This window comes from Buttiauxella massiliensis (assembly GCF_902500225.1).
In the GTDB taxonomy this organism is placed as follows: Bacteria; Pseudomonadota; Gammaproteobacteria; order Enterobacterales; family Enterobacteriaceae; genus Buttiauxella; species Buttiauxella massiliensis.
The window spans coordinates 246,405-267,551 of the sequence record NZ_LR722648.1 but is presented as its reverse complement, the minus strand read 5'-3'; the positions used below and the strand labels follow the sequence as shown (position 1 = coordinate 267,551).

At 49.5% G+C, this 21,147-nt stretch carries 24 protein-coding genes; 16 read left to right on the top strand and 8 right to left on the bottom strand.

From position 1 onward, the window contains the following. Positions 1-151 precede the first annotated feature (151 nt). Positions 152-1,834: an aspartate:alanine antiporter gene (locus tag GC128_RS01220; RefSeq protein ID WP_151992758.1), complete on the bottom strand. Its 1,683-nt coding sequence runs from the start codon at positions 1,832-1,834 to the stop codon at positions 152-154. A 303-nt stretch (positions 1,835-2,137) separates the two neighbouring features. Here GC128_RS01220 and GC128_RS01215 point away from each other — a divergent pair, with 303 nt between their 5' ends. Then, entirely contained in the window at positions 2,138-2,503 is a 366-nt protein-coding gene (locus GC128_RS01215; protein ID WP_151992757.1) for an inner membrane protein YbjM, read from the top strand. A gap of 44 nt (positions 2,504-2,547) precedes the next feature. Here GC128_RS01215 and GC128_RS01210 read toward each other — a convergent pair whose 3' ends face one another. Then, positions 2,548-2,820: a GrxA family glutaredoxin gene (locus GC128_RS01210; RefSeq protein WP_034456459.1), complete on the bottom strand. Its 273-nt coding sequence runs from the start codon at positions 2,818-2,820 to the stop codon at positions 2,548-2,550. Positions 2,821-2,956: 136 nt separating this feature from the next. Here GC128_RS01210 and GC128_RS01205 point away from each other — a divergent pair, with 136 nt between their 5' ends. The 13 genes from GC128_RS01205 (at position 2,957) to rlmC (ending at position 15,261) form a co-directional block, all read left to right on the top strand. Continuing rightward, positions 2,957-3,256 (top strand): YbjC family protein, encoded by a 300-nt coding sequence (locus GC128_RS01205; RefSeq protein WP_151992756.1) that lies wholly within the window; start codon positions 2,957-2,959, stop codon positions 3,254-3,256. After that, complete coding sequence (nfsA, locus tag GC128_RS01200; protein ID WP_151992755.1) at positions 3,240-3,962, top strand: oxygen-insensitive NADPH nitroreductase; 723 nt, start codon at positions 3,240-3,242, stop codon at positions 3,960-3,962. Before GC128_RS01205 ends, nfsA begins: the two co-directional genes overlap by 17 nt. A 149-nt stretch (positions 3,963-4,111) precedes the next feature. Further along, positions 4,112-4,939 (top strand): xanthosine phosphorylase, encoded by an 828-nt coding sequence (gene xapA, locus GC128_RS01195; protein WP_151992754.1) that lies wholly within the window; start codon positions 4,112-4,114, stop codon positions 4,937-4,939. 43 nt (positions 4,940-4,982) lie between these two features. After that, the gene (locus GC128_RS01190) at positions 4,983-6,239 is read left to right on the top strand and encodes a nucleoside permease (protein ID WP_151992934.1); all 1,257 of its coding nucleotides are present in this window, start codon (positions 4,983-4,985) and stop codon (positions 6,237-6,239) included. 68 nt (positions 6,240-6,307) lie between these two features. Further along, entirely contained in the window at positions 6,308-7,225 is a 918-nt protein-coding gene (locus GC128_RS01185; protein WP_151992753.1) for a LysR family transcriptional regulator, read from the top strand. A 64-nt stretch (positions 7,226-7,289) separates the two neighbouring features. Beyond that, complete coding sequence (gene rimK / locus GC128_RS01180; protein WP_120065092.1) at positions 7,290-8,192, top strand: 30S ribosomal protein S6--L-glutamate ligase; 903 nt, start codon at positions 7,290-7,292, stop codon at positions 8,190-8,192. A 106-nt stretch (positions 8,193-8,298) separates the two neighbouring features. Next, entirely contained in the window at positions 8,299-8,784 is a 486-nt protein-coding gene (locus GC128_RS01175) for a YbjN domain-containing protein (protein ID WP_120065093.1), read from the top strand. Between the two features lie 381 nt (positions 8,785-9,165). Continuing rightward, entirely contained in the window at positions 9,166-10,290 is a 1,125-nt protein-coding gene (potF, locus tag GC128_RS01170; RefSeq protein ID WP_151992752.1) for a spermidine/putrescine ABC transporter substrate-binding protein PotF, read from the top strand. A 272-nt stretch (positions 10,291-10,562) separates the two neighbouring features. Then, a complete protein-coding gene (gene potG / locus GC128_RS01165; protein ID WP_151992751.1) occupies positions 10,563-11,696 on the top strand; it encodes a putrescine ABC transporter ATP-binding subunit PotG in 1,134 nt (377 codons plus the stop codon). Between the two features lie 9 nt (positions 11,697-11,705). Continuing rightward, a complete protein-coding gene (gene potH, locus GC128_RS01160; RefSeq protein WP_151992750.1) occupies positions 11,706-12,659 on the top strand; it encodes a putrescine ABC transporter permease PotH in 954 nt (317 codons plus the stop codon). Further along, a complete protein-coding gene (gene potI / locus GC128_RS01155; protein ID WP_151992749.1) occupies positions 12,656-13,504 on the top strand; it encodes a putrescine ABC transporter permease PotI in 849 nt (282 codons plus the stop codon). Before potH ends, potI begins: the two co-directional genes overlap by 4 nt. A 110-nt stretch (positions 13,505-13,614) precedes the next feature. Next, positions 13,615-14,082: a YbjO family protein gene (locus GC128_RS01150; RefSeq protein ID WP_193216211.1), complete on the top strand. Its 468-nt coding sequence runs from the start codon at positions 13,615-13,617 to the stop codon at positions 14,080-14,082. A 45-nt stretch (positions 14,083-14,127) separates the two neighbouring features. Further along, the gene (rlmC, locus tag GC128_RS01145) at positions 14,128-15,261 is read left to right on the top strand and encodes a 23S rRNA (uracil(747)-C(5))-methyltransferase RlmC (RefSeq protein WP_151992747.1); all 1,134 of its coding nucleotides are present in this window, start codon (positions 14,128-14,130) and stop codon (positions 15,259-15,261) included. Between the two features lie 98 nt (positions 15,262-15,359). Here rlmC and artJ read toward each other — a convergent pair whose 3' ends face one another. The 6 genes from artJ to GC128_RS01115 all read right to left on the bottom strand — a co-directional run bounded on the left by artJ (position 15,360) and on the right by GC128_RS01115 (position 19,871). Further along, on the bottom strand, positions 15,360-16,091 hold the full coding sequence (gene artJ, locus GC128_RS01140) for an arginine ABC transporter substrate-binding protein ArtJ (protein WP_151992746.1): 732 nt from the start codon (positions 16,089-16,091) through the stop codon (positions 15,360-15,362). Between the two features lie 164 nt (positions 16,092-16,255). Beyond that, a complete protein-coding gene (gene artM, locus GC128_RS01135; RefSeq protein WP_151992745.1) occupies positions 16,256-16,924 on the bottom strand; it encodes an arginine ABC transporter permease ArtM in 669 nt (222 codons plus the stop codon). Then, entirely contained in the window at positions 16,924-17,640 is a 717-nt protein-coding gene (gene artQ / locus GC128_RS01130) for an arginine ABC transporter permease ArtQ (RefSeq protein ID WP_151992744.1), read from the bottom strand. The genes artM and artQ overlap by 1 nt, the downstream gene beginning before the upstream one ends. A gap of 5 nt (positions 17,641-17,645) precedes the next feature. Continuing rightward, positions 17,646-18,377, bottom strand: coding sequence for an arginine ABC transporter substrate-binding protein ArtI (gene artI / locus GC128_RS01125; protein ID WP_151992743.1), 732 nt, complete (start codon positions 18,375-18,377; stop codon positions 17,646-17,648). A 19-nt stretch (positions 18,378-18,396) separates the two neighbouring features. After that, positions 18,397-19,125, bottom strand: a complete 729-nt coding sequence (artP, locus tag GC128_RS01120; RefSeq protein WP_064517680.1) for an arginine ABC transporter ATP-binding protein ArtP — start codon at positions 19,123-19,125, stop codon at positions 18,397-18,399. 218 nt (positions 19,126-19,343) lie between these two features. After that, entirely contained in the window at positions 19,344-19,871 is a 528-nt protein-coding gene (locus tag GC128_RS01115; protein WP_151992742.1) for a lipoprotein, read from the bottom strand. Positions 19,872-19,979: 108 nt separating this feature from the next. On the opposite strand from GC128_RS01115, the gene GC128_RS01110 reads away from it, so the two are divergent. Together GC128_RS01110 and GC128_RS01105 are read left to right on the top strand one after the other, a co-directional pair. Then, positions 19,980-20,300 (top strand): heavy metal-binding domain-containing protein, encoded by a 321-nt coding sequence (locus GC128_RS01110; protein ID WP_151992741.1) that lies wholly within the window; start codon positions 19,980-19,982, stop codon positions 20,298-20,300. Continuing rightward, positions 20,300-21,145 carry an N-acetylmuramoyl-L-alanine amidase gene (locus tag GC128_RS01105; protein ID WP_151992933.1) on the top strand — a complete coding sequence of 282 codons (846 nt, stop codon included), beginning with the start codon at positions 20,300-20,302 and terminating at the stop codon, positions 21,143-21,145. The genes GC128_RS01110 and GC128_RS01105 overlap by 1 nt, the downstream gene beginning before the upstream one ends. Positions 21,146-21,147 lie beyond the last annotated feature (2 nt).

Genomic DNA, 21,147 nt, shown 5'->3' with positions numbered 1-21,147 from the left:
AACCCATCAACCTTGAACCAAAGAGGCGGGGTTGATGGGCTCCACAAATTGGGGACATCAAAGAAAAGCAGTGGCACTAATTAAGACTTTGCCCCAGGCAAAAAGTTCGCACTGTCATAAAAAAATCTTTTTTCTTTGTCTGCGGCACCGATCACAAACCGGGCCATATGATTACGATAAGCGTCCCCGCCAGCGTTAACAACACGTTAGCGATAGCGTAAGTCCCGGCGTATCCAAGGGCTGGAATGTTGCTGCGCGCAGTGTCGCTGATGATTTCCATCGCTGGTGCGCAGGTACGTGCACCCATCATTGCCCCAAATAGCAATGCGCGGTTCATACGTAAAACATATGCACCAAACAGGAAGCAGATAACAACGGGCACCAGGCTTACGATAAGCCCAGCAATCAACATTTGCCCACCTACAGCACCGAGGCCGTTGCCAATGCCACTACCGGCGCTTAGGCCGACGCCGGCCATAAATACCATCAGGCCGAATTCTTTCACCATATTCAGCGCCCCTTGCGGGATATAGCCGAATGTCGGGTGGTTGGCTCGCAGGAAGCCGAGCATGATACCGGCGAATAGCAAGCCTGCAGCGTTACCCACGCCAAAACTGAACGAGCTGAACTGGAAGGTGATCATGCCGATCATCAGGCCAATAATGAAGAAGGCACAGAAGGCGAGCAGGTCAGTTATCTGGCTGTGAATCGAGATAAAGCCAATACGTTCAGCGACGGTTTTTACGCGGCGGGCATCACCGCTGACCTGTAAAACGTCACCTTTGTTGAGCACGATATTGTCGTCAATAGGCATTTCAATCTGGCTGCGGATAACACGGTTTAGGAAGCAGCCGTGGTCGGTCAGCTTTAATTGCCCAAGACGGCGGCCGACAGCATTGTGGTTCTTTACCACAATTTCTTCGGTAACGATGCGCATATCCAGCAAGTCGCGATCGAAAACCTCTTTACCGTTACGGAAACTTGGATCGAGGCGTGAATGCGCATCCGGGTAACCTACCAGTGCGATTTCATCACCCTTTTGCAGCACAGCGTCACCATCCGGGTTTGCCAGAATGCCGTTACGGCGGATACGTTCTATGTAGCAACCGGTCTGGCGATAAATGCCCAATTCACGCAGGTTTTTACCATCAGCCCAGGCAACCAACTCAGAACCTACGCGATAGGCGCGAATAACAGGAAGGTAGACTTTACGTGCGGCATCGGTGTCCAGGCCACGTTCGCGGGCGATTTGTTGCGCGCTGGTCTGCAAATCCTGGTGTTGAAGTTTTGGCAGGTAACGTGCGCCAACAATCAGACTGACCAGACCGATAAGATAGGTTAGTGCGTAGCCGAGGCTGAGGTTATCGAGCGATGTCGCTAATTGGGTGCCAGCGGCACCCGAATGTCGCAAGGTATCACCTGCACCGACCAACACTGGCGTTGAGGTCATTGAGCCTGCGAGCATCCCCGCCGTGAGGCCAATATCCCAGCCAAAGAGTTTCCCCAACCCTAAGGCAAGCAACATGGCGGTTCCCACCATCACCAGTGCCAGCATCAAGTAATTCTTGCCATCGCGGAAGAAAATTGAAAAAAAGTTTGGCCCAGCTTCCACCCCGACACAAAAAATGAACAACATAAAACCCAGATTTAGGGCGTCTGTGTTAATGGAAAAATGTTGTTGGCCGAGTAATAAAGAGACTACTAAAACACCAATGGAATTACCTAGTTGGACTGGACCAAGGCGTAATTTACCCAGGCATAAACCTAAGGTCAGAACAACAAATAATAACAGGATGTAATTCCCGCTTAACAAATCTGCGACGTTTATATTCACGAAGGGTAACTTCTTGTTTACTAGTAACTTGTTGAAAGAAATGGTTTTTTGCGTTAGGGTTTCTACTAATTACGACGCAATTTAATGTATTTCTAGTGCATTAAAATATCCAGTGCGCAGACCTGATAATAGCCGTTAGTTTAATCTTTATGAAGTTTTACGGCTAGTAAGAATATTGTGCTAATTGCGCTACCTATTTTCTAGCAGGGATTGCTGAGACTTTATCTAACTGGGGCAAGGTTTCTGCGTGCAGAGCCGTAAATTTAAGTTCGATACAAGCGATCGTCAGGAGGATGTGTGTTCATGCGTGGACAACGTTGGTTCGGAGTCATTTGTTGCTTCGTGTTGTTTGTTGGTGTGTTTTTGTCTCAAAAGTTGAGTGCCACCAGCAGCTACCCGGGTGATAAACATTCTGAGTGGGGATTGCTGTTTTTTATCCTTCCGGGTGTTATCGCTAGCGTGTTTTCACGCCATGGCCGAGTGATCAAACCGCTGATGGGCGCAGTACTGGCTTCACCTTTTTGTCTGTTAATCATTCACTTTTGGCTCTCGCCAACGCGAACGTTCTGGCAAGAAATGGCCTGGATGTTTAGTGCTGTGTTTTGGTGTGCTCTTGGAGCATTGTGCTATTTGTTTCTTCGTAGCGTGCTCCGCCGTCAGCGGCGATAAAAAAACCGGCTCAGTGAGCCGGTTTTTTTCTTTCTGTCTGCTGCTTATTCTGCGTTCTGGAACAAACTCAGGTGTTCTTTAGCGTAAGCTTCAAAATCAGTACAACCGCCAATGTGTTTCTGGTCGAGGAAAATCTGCGGTACTGTTTCAACAGGTTTGCCTACGGTTTTTTCCAGATCGGCTTTGCTGATACCTTCCGCATGGATATCAACATAACGGAAGTTGAAGTCGTCACGCTCAGCGGTCAATTTCTCAGCCAACTCTTTAGCACGAACACAATATGGGCAGCCTGGGCGACCAAAGATTACTGCAAACATGGAATCTCCTTTATTTTTTGTGGCCGATACGTACCGGCGAATGGCGACTATAATGCCGCTAACTGTTGCGAATGGAAAGAAGGTGTTACCTGTTAATATAATACTCGCTACCTATACAGTCTGTGGAGACAAGCGGATGCGTTCACTCGGTGCGTTACCGAAACCTGTGTTAATCCTCGAAGTTATCGGTATCGCTTTTTTACTGCTGTCATATCTTTCCCTGAACGGTTACGTGACTTTATCCGCACCCTTTGGGAATGCCACAGCGGCTATCATCATGGTATTTTTAGGCATTGCGCTGATGCTCCCGGCGGCAGCATTTATGGTTTGGGCGATGGCTCAAAACGTTGCGCCGCTGCTGACCAAAGGCCAGGCCCCACTCGATAAATCTCATTCAGACAAGCCAAAGGATAAACACGATGACGCCGACCATTGATCTGCTGCGTTCACACCGTTCTGTGCGCCGTTTCACCGATGCGCCGATAACGGATGAACAGCGTGCAGCAATTATTGCCAGTGCCCAGGCGGCCTCCAGTTCCAGTTTTTTACAATGTACTTCGATTATTCGCATCACCGACAAATCCCTTCGTGAGCAACTTGTTCAGCTTACTGGCGGGCAGAAACATGTCGCGCAAGCCGCAGAGTTTTGGGTTTTTTGTGCCGACTTTAACCGCCATCTGCAAATCTGCCCGGAAGCTCAACTTGGGCTTGCGGAACAACTTTTACTCGGCGCGGTTGATACTGCGATTTTGGCTCAAAACGCCTTTACTGCGGCAGAGTCGCTGGGGTTGGGTGGCGTTTACATCGGTGGGCTGCGCAATAACATCGAAGCGGTAACGGAATTGCTGAACATCCCAAAACATGTTTTACCGCTGTTTGGTTTATGTCTGGGCTGGCCTGATGAAGATCACGGTATCAAACCGCGCATTCCAGCCGCCATGATCATGCATGAAAACAGCTATCAGCCGGTTGATGAAAACGTGCTGGCGGATTATGACGAAGAGATGGCGCAGTACTATCTTTCCCGTGATAGCAACGCGCGACGCGACACCTGGAGCGACCATATTCGCCGCACCATCATTAAAGAGAACCGTCCATTTATTCTGGAATATCTGCACAAACAAGGCTGGGCGACCCGCTAAATTCTCAGGCTGTGGCACCGGCCACAGCCAATCAATACATTTTCGCTATCAATCACCCGCCCAAACAGTATTGGTTTTGCACCATTGTCAGTCGGTATAACTGAGTTAACGCTAACTCTGATTATTCGTCACATGACAAGGAGCACCCGATGCCGACTTTTGATAACTCCCCGTACTACGCCGCAGATATTATCCGTTCCCGTATTAATGGCCTGGTGCCACGCGTGGCTTTCATTCTCGGTTCCGGCCTGGGTGAACTGGCTGAGAAAATCGAACAGGCCGTTGTTTTCCCTTATGACGAACTGCCTGGTTTCCCGGTAAGCACCGTTCATGGTCATGCGGGTGAACTGGTGGTCGGCACGCTTGCTGGTGTTCCCGTCGCCTGCATGAAGGGACGCGGTCATTTCTACGAAGGGCGCGGTATGTCGGTGATGACTAACGCGATTCGTACGTTCAAATTACTCGGTTGCGAAATTCTGTTCTCAACTAACGCCGCCGGTTCGTTACGCCCCGAAGTCGGCCCTGGTAGCCTGGTTGCGTTGAACGACCATATTAATACCATGCCTGGCACGCCAACCGTCGGCCCTAACGATGACCGTTTCGGCGAACGTTTCTTCTCACTGGCAAATGCCTATGACGCGGATTACCGTGGCGTTTTACAGCAAGTCGCAAAAGAGCAGGGCTTCCCGCTGACTGAAGGCGTGTTTGTTTCCTATCCCGGCCCGAACTTTGAAACCGCCGCTGAAATTCGCATGATGCAAATCATCGGCGGTGATGTAGTGGGGATGTCGGTGGTGCCTGAAGTGATCAGCGCTCGCCATTGTGGCCTGAAAGTGGTGGCCGTTTCGGCGATTACCAACCTGGCCGAAGGTTTGGGCAGTGTGCAACTATCCCATGCGCAAACCCTGGCGGCTGCGGCACTTTCGCGCCAGAACTTTATCAATCTGATTTGCGGTTTCCTGGGCAAACTTGCCTGAGGCACTTCCAACACACCGGGTAAAACACATGGCGATTAACGTTATGGCGATTCAACCTCGCTTGAAAATCATGTTGTTTTTGCAGTATTTCATTTGGGGCGCCTGGCTTGTCACACTAGGCTCATACATGATTAACACCCTCGGTTTCCGGGGGGCTGATGTGGGTATGGTTTACAGCACCAAGGGAATTGCTGCGCTGCTAATGCCAGGAATTGTTGGGATTATTGCCGATAAATGGATGCCAGCGAATCGTGTTTATGCGCTCTGCCACCTGGTGTGTGCGGCAATGCTGGCCTGGGCGGCCAGCATTAATCAGCCAGGACTGATGTTTTGGGTGATGCTGGGGAACGCGATGGCATTTATGCCAACCATTGCGCTTTCAAACACCATCTCTTATGCCAGCCTCGAAAAAGCCGGTTTGGATACCGTCAGCCATTTCCCACCGATCCGCGTCTTTGGCACTATTGGGTTTATTGCTGCAATGTGGACCGTGAGTCTGATGCGCTTTGAACTTAGCAATCTTCAGCTTTATATTGCAGCTGGAGCGTCATTAGCGCTGGCCCTCTACTCACTAACTTTGCCAACTATACCAGTGGTGAAAGGTGGGATCTCTCGTACTTGGGTAAGCCGTCTGGGGCTTGATGCTTTTGTATTGTTCAAGAACCCGCGCATGGCTGTTTTCTTCTTATTTGCCATGTTGTTAGGCGCGGTGTTGCAGATTACCAATACGTTTGGAAACCCATTCCTGCACGATTTTGCGCGTAATCCTGAATTTGCTGATAGCTTCGTGGTTCAGTATCCATCGATTTTGCTGTCGGTTTCGCAAATGTCGGAAGTGGCATTTATCCTCACCATCCCATTCTTCTTGCGTCGCTTTGGTATTAAACAAGTGATGCTGATGAGTATGGTGGCCTGGGTGCTGCGTTTTGCGTTATTTGCGTGGGGCGATCCGTCTGCCTTTGGTTTCGTTTTACTGCTGCTTTCGATGGTGGTTTACGGTTGTGCGTTCGACTTTTTTAATATCTCCGGTTCCGTGTTTGTGGAGCAAGAAGTGGATTCGCGTATTCGAGCCAGTGCGCAAGGGTTGTTTATGACGATGGTCAACGGAATTGGCGCTTATCTTGGGGCAATTCTCAGCGGCTATGTTGTGGATTACTTCAGCGTTGATGGCGTTAAAGACTGGACGACGATTTGGCTGGTGTTTGCCGGATACGCATTTGTGTTGGCGGTTATTTTCCACTTCAGTTTCCAGTATCGTCACAATCCTTCGCTCAAGGCTCCGGCCCCGGTCGCACATTAACCGTCGGCTGGATTACAGCGAGCGACAGGAGTGATAGTTTATGGGGCTGCCAGAACTAAGGGAGCCTCATGAGCATTTCACAGCGAGTTTATCGTACCGATCTAAAACTACTGCGCTATTTTCAGGCAGTGGCGGAAGAGCTGCATTTTGGCAAAGCTGCTGCGCGCTTAAATATGTCTCAGCCGCCGCTGAGTTTTCATATCAAAGAATTAGAATCCCAGCTCGGCACCGTTCTGTTTATTCGCCATTCACGCAGCGTTGCATTGACACACGCGGGCGAAATCTTGCTTGAAGAGACCCGTCGATTGCTCGACAGCGCAAACCTTGCATTGGCCAGGGTAGAACAAATTGGTCGTGGTGAAGGCGGGCGCATTCATTTGGGAATTGTTGGTACGGCGATTTGGGGTGGATTACGTCTTGGGTTACAACAGTTTATCGCTGATTTTCCGGCTATTGATATTCTGTTTCGCGAGAAGTCGCCGGGAGATCAAATCTCCTTGATTGAGCGTCACGAAATTGACGCCGGTATCTGGCGCATGGAAACCAATCCTCCTCCGGGTCTACGAAGTGAAAAACTGCATGACGCTACGTTCCTTGTTGCTTTACCAGAAAAACATCCGCTGACGAAACAAGCTGCTATTGATATTGAGTCACTGCGCCATGAACCATTTGTCACTATGACTGCGGTGCATTCTGACTGGACGTTTTTGCAAGGTGTCTGTCGCGAGGCAGGTTTTTCGCCTCGTATTGTCAGAGAAGCAGTTGAGCCGCAGACCGTACTGGCACTGGTAAGCATCGGTATGGGGCTGACAATTATGGCCGACAGCTACGCGCAAATGAACTGGCCGGGTGTTACCTTCCGCCCGTTAACGAAAGCGATCCCGGCAGATCTGTATGTAGTCTACGATCCGCACCATCTGGCCTCGACCACGCGTCATTTAATCGACGAGCTAAAACAGTCGCCGGACACATTGCCCGTTCGTTGAAACAACATGGCAGTGCTATGATATCCGCGCTGTCATTATTAGACTGGAAACGCTGAGGTGCAGGGTGAAAATCGCCATTTTATCCCGGGATGGAACGCTTTATTCGTGTAAACGGCTTCGTGAAGCGGCATCACGCCGGGGCCACGCTGTCGAAGTCATTGATCCCCTTTCTTGCTACATGAACATCAACCCCGCTGCACCATCAGTGCACTATAAGGGGCGTCAGCTTCCCCATTATGATGCAGTGATTCCGCGTATTGGCTCGGCGATCACCTTTTATGGCACCGCCGTTTTGCGCCAGTTTGAAATGTTGGGCAGTTATCCGCTCAATGAATCGGTGGCGATTACTCGTGCGCGCGACAAACTCCGCTCGTTGCAACTTATGGCGCGGCAGGGCATTGATTTGCCGGTCACCGGTTTTGCCCATTCGCCTGATGACACCAGTGATTTAATCGACATGGTCGGTGGTGCGCCGCTGGTGGTGAAGCTGGTGGAAGGCACGCAAGGCATTGGCGTGGTGCTGGCCGAAACACGGCAGGCCGCTGAAAGCGTCATCGACGCGTTTCGCGGCCTGAATGCGCATATTCTGGTGCAGGAATATATTAAAGAAGCGAAGGGTAAGGATATTCGCTGCCTGGTGGTGGGCAATAAAGTCGTTGCGGCCATTGAACGTCAGGCAAAACCTGGGGATTTCCGTTCCAACTTGCATCGTGGTGGCGTGGCTAATCAGGTCGACATTACCGAACGTGAACGTGAAATCGCCTTACATGCCGCAGCAACGCTGGGTTTAGACGTGGCAGGTGTCGATATTTTGCGTGCGCAACGCGGCCCGCTGGTGATGGAGGTCAACGCCTCACCGGGTCTTGAAGGCATTGAAAAAACCAGTGGCGTGGATATCGCGACGCTGATGATCAAATGGATTGAGCAGCAAGCGCAGCCAGGATATTGCCTGAAAACCGGCGGCTAAATTCGAGCGAATGTGCCATTGGGCGCATAAAATTAGTATGAGCCGCCATTTTTGCGTAAGCTATGGCGCGACTTAATCACTCCCTTTAAAAGAGGCTACGGCATTTATGGATTCACTCGTTGTCCCTACTCTGGACATCTTACGCCGCTGGCTGGACGAAATCGGTGTGACCATTTTCGAGTGCGATACTTGCCAGGCGCTCCATCTGCCGCACATGCAGAATTTCGATGGTGTCTATGATGCGAAAATCGACCTGGTCGACGATATTGTCTTGTTTTCGGCACTGGCTGAAGTAAAACCTTCCGCTCTGTTGCCACTGGCATCTGATTTGTCTTCTATTAATGCCAGTTCGTTAACCGTGAAAGCGTTTCTGGATATTCAGGACGACAATTTACCTAAGCTGGTCGTTTGCCAGTCGCTACAAGCGTCCGTCGGAATTACTCGTGAGCAGTTTGCTGCCTTTGTAAAACAGAGCGAAGAGCAAATCTCAATGGTGATTCTGGAAGCCTGCGCAAACCAACTGCTCTTTATCTCTGACGCAGATGAAGAACAAGAAGACGGCACAATTATTCAAACCCACTTTCTGCACTAATTGTTGCTTTCCTGACCGCAGCGGCGTCTATACCCGCTGCGTCCCACAATTTTATATTCTGCCTTATCAGTCTATCTCCAGCATTATTCTCGCCACTACTCCCCGGAATGCGCCACAGCGTAGACGTTTTATGCTTAAAAATTTGATAAATGGCGCTTTTTTAGCTGAGCTATAGTCACTAATCCTGGCTACAGTTATTCTTGCGGGACGCTACAAACGTGCAACCTCTGCAGCAAGGCGTCTGTACTTTTTTTACTGCAGTTTGCATAGAGATGCATGATTCTTGCATGTGCCAGAAGCGAGAAGAAAATGCGTAAAAGTATGATTGAGTAAATTATGCTCGCGAAAGCGGGAATTAGACTTTTTCAGAAGGAATCACATATGTTTACCCAACGTAAAAAATTGTTATCCGGTGTGGTGGCAGGTGTGCTGATGACAGCGCTGATGGCTGTTTCTGCTACCACATTTGCTGCGGAACAAAAGACGCTGCACGTTTATAACTGGTCTGATTATATTGCGCCGGATACGCTGGCAAACTTCACCAAAGAAACCGGCATTAAAGTGGTTTACGACGTCTTCGACTCCAACGAAGTGCTGGAGGGGAAGTTGATGGCGGGCAGCACTGGCTATGATCTTGTGGTGCCATCTTCTCAGTTCCTTGAGCGTCAGGCTCAGGCCGGTATTTTCCAGCCTCTTGATAAAAGCAAACTACCTAATTACAAAAACCTCGATCCGGAAATGCTCAAGCTGGTGGCCCATAACGACCACGACAATAAATACGGCATTCCGTACATGATGGTGACGACCGGTATCGGCTACAACGTCGAAAAGGTGAAAGCGGCATTGGGCAAAGACGCGCCGGTTGATAGCTGGGATCTTATCCTGAAACCAGAAAATCTTGAGAAGCTGAAAAGCTGTGGTGTTTCCTTCCTTGATGCACCAAGCGAAGTTTACGCGTCGGTCCTGCATTACCTTGGCAAAGATCCAAACAGTACCGATCCGAAAGATTACACCGGAGCTGCGAACGATCTGCTGCTGAAACTGCGCCCGTCTATTCGTTATTTCCACTCATCCCAATATATCAATGACCTGGCTAACGGCGACATCTGTGTAGCGATCGGCTGGTCCGGCGATATTCTTCAGGCAGCAAACCGCGCCAAAGAAGCAAAAAATGGCGTGAATATTGCTTATACCATTCCTAAAGAAGGGGCGATGGTGTACTTCGATATGTTCGCAATGACCGCTGATGCGAAAAATAAAGACGAAGCGTATCAGTTCCTTAACTATTTGATGCGACCGGATGTGGTAGCGAATATCAGTAATCATGTTTATTACGCTAATGCGAACAAAGAGTCGACGCCGCTATTAAACGCTGAAATTCGCGATAACCCGGGAATTTATCCACCGGCAGATGTGCGTGCCAAGCTGTTCACTCAGGGCGTGCAGTCTCCAAAAGTTGACCGTGTTATTACCAGAGCCTGGACTAAAGTTAAAACAGGCAAATAATACCCGTCATACTTCAAGCCGCAGATGCGTTGACTGCACCCGTGCGCCTCAGCCACATAGTTATCTATGCTCCTGGGGACTTACGGCCTGGTCGCCTTCCTGCAACTCGAATTATTTTGGGTATAAGTGTTATCTAATTAGATTTGCAACGCAGCGGTGCACCGAAACAGTGCATGTGCTCCAACACGGACAGAAGTGTTAAAACTTCTGTCCGTCATTAGTACGGCAACCGGGTCGTACCTCTATTTTGTTTTTGCCGGAGAGCAACATAATTGAACGACGCAACCCCTCGTCCGCACGCGAAAACTCGCAAAGCGCTCACCCCGCTGCTTGAAGTTCGCAACCTCACAAAGTCCTTCGACGGGCAACACGCCGTTGATGACGTGAATCTCACCATTTATAAAGGCGAAATTTTTGCGCTGCTCGGCCCATCTGGTTGTGGAAAATCAACCCTGCTACGCATGCTGGCGGGTTTTGAACAGCCAAGCGCTGGGCAAATCATGCTCGATGGCGTGGACTTGTCGCATGTGCCTCCGTATCAGCGTCCGATCAATATGATGTTCCAGTCCTACGCACTTTTTCCGCACATGACGGTCGAGCAAAATATTGCGTTTGGTCTCAAGCAAGACAAGTTACCGAAGAATGAAATAGCTCAACGCGTGCAAGAAATGCTAACGCTTGTGCATATGCAGGAGTATGCCAAACGTAAACCGCATCAGCTTTCTGGAGGGCAGCGCCAGCGTGTCGCTCTGGCGCGTAGCCTGGCGAAACGGCCAAAATTATTGCTGCTTGATGAGCCAATGGGGGCGCTGGATAAAAAACTGCGTGACCGTATGCAACTTGAAGTGGTGGATATTCTTGAACGCGTGGGAGCAACCTGCGTCATGGTGACGCACGATCAGGAAGAAGCGATGACCATGGCGGGGCGTATTGCCATCATGAATCGCGGCAAGTTCGAGCAAATCGGTGAGCCTGAAGAAGTCTACGAATATCCGGCGACACGCTATAGCGCCGAATTCATCGGCTCTGTGAACGTCTTTGAAGGGCTGCTAAAAGAGCGCCAGGATGATGGTCTGGTAATTGATAGTCCAGGGCTTGTGCATCCGCTAAAAGTTGACCCTGATATTTCCGTTGTCGACGGTGTTCCGGTGTATGTGGCCTTACGCCCAGAAAAAGTGATGCTTTGTGACGAGCCGCCAGCCGACGGTTTCAACTTTGCTGTCGGTGAAGTGGTACACATTGCTTATCTTGGCGACCTGTCGATCTATCACGTCCGCCTGAAAAGCGGCCAGATGATCAGCGCGCAGTTGCAAAATGAGAACCGCAGCCGTAAAGGAATGCCGACGTGGGACGATGAAGTTCGCCTGTGTTGGGATGCTGAAAGTTGTGTGGTGCTGACAGTTTAAGGGGGCGAAATGAGCACGATGACTGAACGCCCGGCCGAGCCACCGGCAAGCGGTTTCAAATTGTGGCTGGGAAAAATGCAAATGCGTCATGGCCGCAAGCTGGTGATTGCATTGCCTTATCTGTGGCTGATTTTGCTGTTTATGCTGCCGTTCTTGATTGTCTTCAAGATCAGTTTTGCAGAAATTGCGCGATCCATTCCACCTTATACCGATCTGGTGACCTGGGCTGACGATCAGATTTCACTGGTGCTTAACCTGGCCAACTATCTCCAGTTAACCGACGATCCGCTTTACGCCGAAGCCTATTTGCAGTCGCTGCAAATGGCGGGCGTTTCCACAATTTGCTGTTTGCTGTTGGGTTATCCGCTGGCCTGGGCGGTGGCGCACAGTAAATCATCAACGCGTAATATTCTGTTATTGCTGGTTATCTTGCCTTCCTGGACATCGTTCCTGATTCGCGTTTATGCGTGGATGGGCATTCTGAAAAATAACGGCGTGCTCAATAATGTGCTGATGTGGTTAGGCGTTATCGATCAACCGTTAGTGATTCTGCATACCAATCTGGCGGTCTATATCGGTATCGTTTATGCCTACTTACCATTTATGGTGTTGCCGATTTATACCGCGCTGACACGACTCGATTATTCGTTAGTGGAAGCCTCCTTGGATCTGGGCGCACGTCCTTTGAAAACGTTCTTCAGCGTCATCGTGCCACTGACTAAAGGCGGCATTATTGCCGGTTCTATGTTGGTCTTTATCCCGGCGGTAGGTGAGTTTGTTATCCCGGAACTGCTCGGAGGGCCAGATAGCATCATGATTGGTCGCGTATTGTGGCAGGAGTTCTTTAATAACCGCGATTGGCCGGTCGCATCCGCGGTGGCAATAACAATGCTTATCTTACTGATTGTGCCGATTATGTGGTTCCACAAATACCAGAATAGAACCGCGGAGGGCCATGCATGAATAATTTACCGGTAGTGCGTTCACCGTGGCGTATTTTGATTTTGGTGATTGGCTTCACTTTCCTCTATGCACCTATGTTAATGCTGGTGATCTACTCGTTTAACAGCTCGAAACTGGTGACGGTATGGGCAGGATGGTCAACGCGCTGGTATGTTGAGTTGTTCCAGGACTCAGCAATGATGAGCGCCGTTGGGCTTAGTTTGACCATAGCGGCGGCGGCGGCCACGGCGGCGGTTATCCTCGGAACAATTGCGGCAGTGGTAATGGTGCGTTTTGGTAAATTCCGTGGCTCGACGGGGTTCGCTTTCATGCTCACGGCACCGTTGGTAATGCCTGATGTCATCACCGGTCTTTCATTGCTACTTTTGTTTGTGGCATTGGGACACGCGATTGGTTGGCCAAGCGATCGTGGCATGCTAACCATCTGGCTTGCACATGTGACCTTCTGTACGGCGTATGTTTCGGTGGTGATAAGCTCACGTTTAAGGGAGCTGGACCACTCTATCGAAGAAGCTGCGATGGATTTAGGGGCGACACCGCTGAAGGTTTTCTTTGTGATAACCGTTCCGATGATCGCTCCTGCGATTATCTCTGGTTGGTTGTTGGCGTTCACTCTATCCCTTGATGACCTGGTTATTGCCAGTTTTGTTTCTGGGCCGGGGGCAACAACGTTGCCGATGCTGGTATTCTCAAGCGTAAGAATGGGGGTGAATCCTGAAATTAACGCATTGGCGTCTATAATTTTGGGAGTCGTCGGGGTTATCGGTTTAATAGCCTGGTGGTTTATGGCTCGAGCAGAAAAGCAACGTCTGCGCGATATCCAGCGTGCAAGGCGTACAGCTTAGATAATTCGGGTTGCAGGCAGCACCCTTGCAACTTAAAATCTGCAGCGATAATTCCCATAGTGCCGCGCCAGACGCGGCACTATGTCGTATGGAACACGAGGTTTGCGGAAATTTTCAGGAAACGAAGTCAAACACAAGCTAAATTGAACGCTCCCACTTTAGTGCTGGTGGCGGCAGTTGCTATTCTTTCAACGCATGTCCTCGATCTTATGTTGCTTTTCAACATGCTCGGGGTTCGTGGCGTTATTGATTTTGTTCACCGCAGTGTGCAAACGTGGAACTTGACGCTGATTTTTCTCGGCAGCCTGGTGATGCTGTGTATCGAATTACGTTGTGCCTTTGTCATTATGAAAGGGCGTAATTGGGGACGCTGGGTATTTCTTGCCACGCAGGTCATTGCAGTTGCATATCTGTGGTCGGCGTCGCTTGGTTGGGGTTACCCTGAGCTATTCAGTATCCCTGGTGAATCAAAGCGTGAAATATTCCGTTCGTTGATGACGCAAAAACTTCCCGACCTGTTAGTGCTATTTCTGCTGTTTATCCCCACGCGGAGCCGGCTTTTTTTTAAACTTCAATAACCGCGTAGTGCTACAATCTGTGCCCCCGGTTTTCAGGATTTAATTATGCATTGCGCGCTCTATCAGGCAAATCGCTGCCGCTCTTGTCAGTGGATTGAACAGCCGATTTCCGAACAGCTCACCGCCAAAATGAACGAACTTCAGCACCTGCTGGAGGGTATTGCGGTGCATGACTGGTTTGAGCCGATGAGTGGCCCTGAACAGGCATTTCGCAATAAAGCCAAAATGGTGGTCAGCGGCAGCGTAGAAAAACCATTATTGGGGATGCTGCATCGCGATGGAACACCGGAAGATTTAACCGAGTGCCCGCTTTATCCTGCTTCATTCCAGACGGTGTTTGCCGTACTGAAGCCATTTATCGCCCGTGCTGGCTTGACGCCTTATAACGTGTCACGCAAACGTGGCGAGTTGAAATACCTGTTGCTGACTGAAAGCCAAATAGATGGTGGCATGATGCTGCGCTTTGTTCTGCGCTCTGAAGCCAAACTGGAACAACTGCGTGCGGCATTGCCATGGTTACAACAACAATTGCCACAGTTAAAAGTAATTTCTGCCAATATTCAGCCGGTACATATGGCGATTATGGAAGGCGAGCAGGAAATCCCATTTACTGAGCAGCAGGCGCTGGAAGAACAGTTTAATGGTGTGCCGCTGTATATCCGTCCACAAAGTTTCTTCCAAACTAACCCAACGGTTGCCGCCTCGCTGTATGCGACTGCGCGTGAATGGGTTCGCGAATTGCCAGTCAAACATATGTGGGATTTGTTCTGTGGAGTAGGCGGGTTTGGCCTGCATTGTGCGACACCGGATATGAAATTGACCGGGATTGAGATTGCCCCTGAAGCCATTGCCTGCGCACGTCAGTCGGCTGAAAAACTCGGCTTAACCGATATTCATTTTCAGGCGCTGGATTCCACGAAATTTGCGACTGAGCAACAGGATGTGCCTGACCTGGTATTAGTGAATCCGCCAAGACGTGGTATTGGACAGGCGTTATGCTACTTCCTTAATAACATGGACCCGAAATACATTATCTATTCAAGTTGTAATGCGCAGACCATGGCGCGGGATATTTCTTCACTGGCGGAATATCGGGTCGAGCGCGTGCAATTATTCGATATGTTCCCGCATACGGCACATTACGAAGTATTGGTGCTGCTGGTGAGAGTGGCAGATTAACGTGGTGGATGTCGCTGTTAGCTAATCCACCTTTTAAAGCATCTGGCTTTGAGTCGTTCGGATTAGCGTAAGCGACATCCGATGTAAGTCATTACTCTTTACTGTGGGAACCACTGATCGCTAATCTTTTTGTAAGTCCCGTCAGCTTTAATCGCCGCCAGCGCTGTATTCAGTTTGGTCAACAGAACCTGGTTGTCAGGACGCACTGCAATACCCAAACCTGTGCCAAAGTATTCTGCATCAGTAACATGCTCGCCAACTGTGCCTAATTGTGGGTTTGTTTTCAGCCATTCGTTTACCACTGCCGTGTCACCAAATACCCCATCAATACGGCCATTTTTCAGGTCAATAATCGCATTCTGGTAGCTATCATAAGAGACAGTTTTAATTTCCGGATGTTTGTCCTGGAGATATTTTTGGTGCGTAGTCCCATTTTCCATACCAATACGTTTGCCTTTCAGTTCTTCAAAGGATTTGAATGCACCTTTTTTGGCAATGACGACGGCTGAGTTAGCGTAATACGGCGTGGTGAAAGAAACTTGTTTGCTGCGCTCAGGCGTAATATCCATACCTGAAATTACCGCGTCGTATTTACGGAATTTCAGCGACGGAATCAAACTGTCAAATGCATGGTTAGTGAAGGTGCATTCTGCCTGCATTTGTTTGCATAAAGCTTTAGCCAAATCGATATCGAAACCGACAATCTGATTGTTGGCATCAAGTGATTCAAATGGCGGATAAGTGGCCGAAGATCCAAAGTTGATTTTGTCTGCTGCAGTCACGTTGAATGCGGCTGTAGCGAACATTGCGGCCAAAATAAACTTCTTCATGTGTGTTGCTCCCGTCTGTCATATTTTATTGTATTCACCGTTTTCCGGCGTCAAAAAATCATGCCAGCATATGAATTTATATGCAAATAAAATGTATAATTATATTTCTACGGGCGTAAAAAAGGCGGGAAAGTTCCCGCCGTTTTAAGATGATGAATGGATGTTTAGTTACGGCGTTCAAATGCCAGTGCACGGCGTTCTATCACACGCATCAACAACGTTAATAGCCCGTTCACCACCATATAAACCAGGCCCGCAGCCCCGAACACCATCACATCGTAAGTGCGACCATATAGCAGTTGCCCGTGGCCCATCACTTCCATCAGCGTAATGGTGTACGCCAGTGAGGTACTTTTAAACACCAGAACCACTTCATTCGAATAAGAAGAAAGTGCGCGTTTAAATGCATAAGGAAGCAAAATAGCGAGCGTATCTTTCTTGCTCATCCCTAATGCACCGCATGACTGCCACTGGCCTTCAGGAATTGCGCGAATTGCTCCGTAAAATAGCTGAGTAGTGTATGCCGCACTGTTTAACGACAGCGCAATCAACGCACACAGCCATGGCTCAGAAAGCAGATGCCACAGAACAGGGTAGTTCTGAATGGACGGGAACTGACCTGGACCGTAGTAAATCAGGAAGATTTGCACCAGCAAAGGTGTGCCGGTAAAGAGAGTGATATAGGCGCGCACAACGTAAACCAGTACCGGTGTTTTCAGCGTCAGAACGATGGTGAAAAGCAGCGATAAAATCAGCGCGACCACAATGGATGCCGCGGTGAGTGTCAGGCTGGTATGCAGGCCTTTAAACAGCTCCGGTAAATACTCAAGCATCAGCCGGGTCTCCGTTCAAAACGCGTCGCTCTCAGGTCAATACGTTTGAGTACATACTGGCTGATGAGGGTGATCACGAGGTAGATCGCGGCGGCAACCACATACCAGGTAAACGGCTCCTGAGTACGAGTGGCGATACTCTTGGTCTGTAGCATCAAATCGTTAACGCTAATCAGCGATACCAACGCGGTATCTTTGAGCAATACCAACCACTGATTACCTAAACCCGGCAGCGCATGGCGCCACATTTGCGGCATCACCAGGCGGAAGAAAATGGCCGCCTTCGACATGCCTAATGCCTGGCCAGATTCCCATTGCCCAACTGGTACGGCTTTAAGTGCGCCACGCAAAGTTTGTGAGGCGTAAGCCGAGTAGAGCAGGGAAAGGGCAATGACGCCGCACAGGAACGGGCTGACATCGAAATTCTCAATCTGCAATTGGATAGGAATTTGCGCAAAACCGAGGTTGAGGACAAAACCATCTGAGAGAATCAGCAATAACTGGGAGGAGCCGAAATAAATAAACAGCACCACCAAGATTTCAGGCAGACCGCGTAGCACCGTAACCAAAGCTGAACCCAGCCAGGCTATCGGACGCCATTTCGCAGACTCCCATACGGCAAAAATCATCGCCAGAGCCAGGCCGATGATTAGCGCACAAACGGCGAGGCCGACGGTCATCCCGGCGGCGCTCGCTAAAGTAAACATTTCGTTCATTCAGATTACTTCTGGAACCATTTTTCGTAGATGGTTTTGTAAGTCCCATCTTGCTTAACTTTTGCCAGCGCAGTGTTGAACTTCGCCTGCAAATCAGTGTTGCCCTGACGAACAGCGATGCCCAGACCGGTACCGAAGTAGCCTTTGTCTGTCACTTTGTCGCCAATAGCGGCCAGTTTAGGTTCTGCTTTCAGCCACTCAGTCACCACAGCTGTATCACCAAATACCGCATCGATACGACCATTCTGTAGGTCCAGCTTAGCGTTCTGGTAGCTATCGTAAGGAACCACGGTGATTTCTGGATGTTTATCCATGATAAATTTCTGGTGCGTAGTACCGTTCTGCACGCCAACTTTCTTACCTTTAAGGGCAGCGATATCAGCAACTTTGCCTTTCTGACCGACAAACAGAGCTGAGTTGTCGTAGTAAGGGTTGCTGAACAGAACTTGTTTTTCACGCTCAGGCGTGATGTCCATACCCGCCATAATTGCGTCAATACGACGGAATTTCAGGCTTGGGATCAGGCTATCAAAAGACTGGTTGGAGAATGTGCAAGTTGCATCAATCTCTTTACACAGCGCATTAGCCAAATCGACATCAAAACCAACGATCTTGTTGCTGGCATCCATAGATTCAAACGGAGGGTAAGAAGCTTCCGTTGCGAAACGAATAGTTTGTGCAGCCGTCGCGGAAAGGCTCAGGCTGGCTAATAATGTGGCAAGCAGAACTTTTTTCATGGTTATTTTCCCGGATACATCAGTGTGACAGATAGAATTTAAACGCTTCGGTCTGTGGTTTTGCGAAGCAACTCGCATCACCTTGTTCGACGATGTGGCCATTTTCCATATACACCACGCGACTTGCGGTTTTACGCGCAACTTCCACTTCGTGGGTAACGATGACCTGAGTGATGTTGGTTTCAGCCAACTCACGAATAATGCTGACGATTTGTGCGGTGATTTCCGGGTCCAGTGCTGCGGTCGGTTCATCAAACAGCAGAATCTGTGGTTCCATCATCAATGCTCGTGCAATCGCGACACGCTGCTGCTGACCACCAGAAAGGTGGAGCGGGAAACGGTCCTGATAAGGTTTCAGGCGTAAACGCTCAAGCAGTTTGTCGGCACGAAGGCGTGCTTCATCTTTGCTGATACCCAGGACACGACAAGGCGCTTCCATCAGGTTTTGCAGCACAGTGAGATGAGGCCAAAGATTATATTGCTGGAACACCATGCCAACGTTGCGACGTAATTCACGAATGGCTTTATCGCCAGGTGCTTTTGCAAAGTCAAAATGGTTGTCTGCAATGGTGAGTTGCCCAGAGCGCGGCATCTCAAGCAGATTGAGTACGCGCAGAAGCGAGCTTTTACCTGCGCCACTTGGACCAAGCAGCACCAGCGTTTCGCCCTGTGGGCAACTAAGGGTGATATCGAACAGCGCCTGATGAGCGCCATAAAAACAATTAATGCCGTTTAGTTGAATACTCATGCGCATAAGTTGAATAGCAATTGAAGCCGCAAAGGGTACCTTTAACAGAATAGTTATGCAATCTTTGTGCGTTAAAACCTAAAAATAACTACTGCCATGCATTAAAGGTAGCACAATATATCGAGGCGGGAGGGAGGCAAGAATAAATGTCGGAGTTATGCAAAAATTCCAGACTATTTACAAGGGTTACCTTTCCCGCCTGATGGTGAATGTAAATATTAGTTTGTTTCTATCGCCTGACGCAGGCTACCTGAAGGTGCATGGCTGTTCTCGCCTAAGTAACGTACGTCATCAACCGCCCAACATTGGCCCTCACGAATCATCAGCACTTCGTCTTGCCAACTTTGACTGCCTTTCGTGAGTTTTACACGCAGCGGAATATTGCGTGCATCGGTATTAAGAATGGTTGATGCGGAGGCAACTTCTGCACTGTCTGCACCGTCGGCATTGCTGGTGAACATATTGCTGCGCATAAACTCGTTCTGCGCGTTCGGTGAAGTGCTGGCTTTTTGCATTTGTTGTGCCAGGGCGTCACTCATATAAGGACGTAAGCCGGTAATCGCGCTGCTGCCCTGCGTTTTATGGTTAATTTGGTAATCGTAAAACTGTTGCGCCACGCTATCCGGACCACCATCAATACAAGGGCCGCTGCGGGTGCCAATGTCTTTAAAAGCGGGAGTGACGCTGGTGGTACAGGCCGTGAGTAACATCGCGCACGGAAGAAGAACCAAAACTGAGCTGCGCATTTTTATTTCCTTATCTTCTCAGGAGGACTAACTTAGCATAGCGTATCGCTGTCAAAATGCGTGGCGGGTTTATGCGCTAAGATGTTGATACAAAGAGAGGAGAAGCTTATGCAATTTACAACAACCCCTACGCTTGAAGGGCAGAGCATCACGGAATATTGTGGTGTGGTGATTGGGGAAGCGATTCTGGGTGCCAATATTTTCCGTGATTTTTTTGCTGGCGTGCGCGATATCGTCGGTGGCCGTTCCGGTGCTTACGAAAAAGAGCTGCGCAAAGCGCGTGAGATAGCGTTTAGAGAATTGCAGGAGCAGGCAGAAAGCCTGGGAGCTAACGCCGTGGTGGGTATTGATATCGACTACGAAACAGTGGGCAAAGATGGCAGCATGTTGATGGTGAGCGTCACTGGCACCGCGGTGAAAACGTGTTGATGAAAGATCGCCTGGCCGCATTTTTAATCGCGCTTTTGCTCGCGGGGTGTGCCAGCAAGCCTGAAGTTGCTGAAAAAAACGTTGTCGATAAAGGCGATTATATAGTCGACACCAGCCACACTGCGAGGAATGCCTATCCACGTGTAAAAGTGTTGGTTATTCACTACACCGCCGATGATTTTGCCGGTTCGCTAACTACTTTAACTGAACAAAATGTCAGTTCTCACTATTTGATTCCCGATACACCACCGACATCTGGCGGCAAACCGGTTATCTGGCAATTAGTGCCTGAAAGTGAATTAGCGTGGCATGCAGGTGTGAGCTTCTGGCGCGGCGCTACGCGCATTAATGACACTTCGATTGGTATTGAGCTGGAGAATAAAGGTTTTACGCGCCAGGGCCGTGTAAAGCAGTTTTATCCATTCAACCCAGCGCAGATCTCGGCGCTGGAGAGATTGGCGAAAGTGATTATCGCTCGTTATCAAATCCAACCGCAAAACGTGGTCGCACATGCGGATATTGCCCCGCAGCGTAAAGTTGATCCCGGCCCACTCTTCCCGTGGCAGCAACTGGCACAGCAGGGTGTAGGTGCCTGGCCGGATGCAAACAGAGTGGCCTTTTACCTGAATGGCCGTGGACCATACCAGCCTGTGGATAAGCGAGGTTTGCTCGATTTGCTATCGCGTTATGGTTATCAGGTGACGCCTGAAATGTCGTCGGAACAGCAAAAAAGAGTGATTCAGGCTTTCCAGATGCACTTCCGGCCAAAAGAATATTCCGGCCTGCCGGATGCGCAAACTGAATCCATTGCACAAGCGTTGCTCGAGAAATATGGCCAGGGTTAGAC

Excerpts from the sequence above, each read along its gene's own strand:
- artJ (WP_151992746.1), bottom strand. The coding sequence starts at position 16,091 with ATGAAGAAGTTTATTTTGGCCGCAATGTTCGCTACAGCCGCATTCAAC.
- GC128_RS01215 (WP_151992757.1), top strand. The coding sequence starts at position 2,138 with ATGCGTGGACAACGTTGGTTCGGAGTCATTTGTTGCTTCGTGTTGTTT.
- artI (WP_151992743.1), bottom strand. The coding sequence starts at position 18,377 with ATGAAAAAAGTTCTGCTTGCCACATTATTAGCCAGCCTGAGCCTTTCC.
- GC128_RS01185 (WP_151992753.1), top strand. The coding sequence starts at position 6,308 with ATGAGCATTTCACAGCGAGTTTATCGTACCGATCTAAAACTACTGCGC.
- rlmC (WP_151992747.1), top strand. The coding sequence starts at position 14,128 with ATGCATTGCGCGCTCTATCAGGCAAATCGCTGCCGCTCTTGTCAGTGG.
- artQ (WP_151992744.1), bottom strand. The coding sequence starts at position 17,640 with ATGAACGAAATGTTTACTTTAGCGAGCGCCGCCGGGATGACCGTCGGC.
- GC128_RS01110 (WP_151992741.1), top strand. The coding sequence starts at position 19,980 with ATGCAATTTACAACAACCCCTACGCTTGAAGGGCAGAGCATCACGGAA.
- nfsA (WP_151992755.1), top strand. The coding sequence starts at position 3,240 with ATGACGCCGACCATTGATCTGCTGCGTTCACACCGTTCTGTGCGCCGT.
- GC128_RS01190 (WP_151992934.1), top strand. The coding sequence starts at position 4,983 with ATGGCGATTCAACCTCGCTTGAAAATCATGTTGTTTTTGCAGTATTTC.
- GC128_RS01175 (WP_120065093.1), top strand. The coding sequence starts at position 8,299 with ATGGATTCACTCGTTGTCCCTACTCTGGACATCTTACGCCGCTGGCTG.
- potH (WP_151992750.1), top strand. The coding sequence starts at position 11,706 with ATGAGCACGATGACTGAACGCCCGGCCGAGCCACCGGCAAGCGGTTTC.
- GC128_RS01115 (WP_151992742.1), bottom strand. The coding sequence starts at position 19,871 with ATGCGCAGCTCAGTTTTGGTTCTTCTTCCGTGCGCGATGTTACTCACG.
- potI (WP_151992749.1), top strand. The coding sequence starts at position 12,656 with ATGAATAATTTACCGGTAGTGCGTTCACCGTGGCGTATTTTGATTTTG.
- GC128_RS01105 (WP_151992933.1), top strand. The coding sequence starts at position 20,300 with ATGAAAGATCGCCTGGCCGCATTTTTAATCGCGCTTTTGCTCGCGGGG.
- potF (WP_151992752.1), top strand. The coding sequence starts at position 9,166 with ATGTTTACCCAACGTAAAAAATTGTTATCCGGTGTGGTGGCAGGTGTG.
- artP (WP_064517680.1), bottom strand. The coding sequence starts at position 19,125 with ATGAGTATTCAACTAAACGGCATTAATTGTTTTTATGGCGCTCATCAG.
- artM (WP_151992745.1), bottom strand. The coding sequence starts at position 16,924 with ATGCTTGAGTATTTACCGGAGCTGTTTAAAGGCCTGCATACCAGCCTG.
- GC128_RS01205 (WP_151992756.1), top strand. The coding sequence starts at position 2,957 with ATGCGTTCACTCGGTGCGTTACCGAAACCTGTGTTAATCCTCGAAGTT.
- xapA (WP_151992754.1), top strand. The coding sequence starts at position 4,112 with ATGCCGACTTTTGATAACTCCCCGTACTACGCCGCAGATATTATCCGT.
- GC128_RS01210 (WP_034456459.1), bottom strand. The coding sequence starts at position 2,820 with ATGTTTGCAGTAATCTTTGGTCGCCCAGGCTGCCCATATTGTGTTCGT.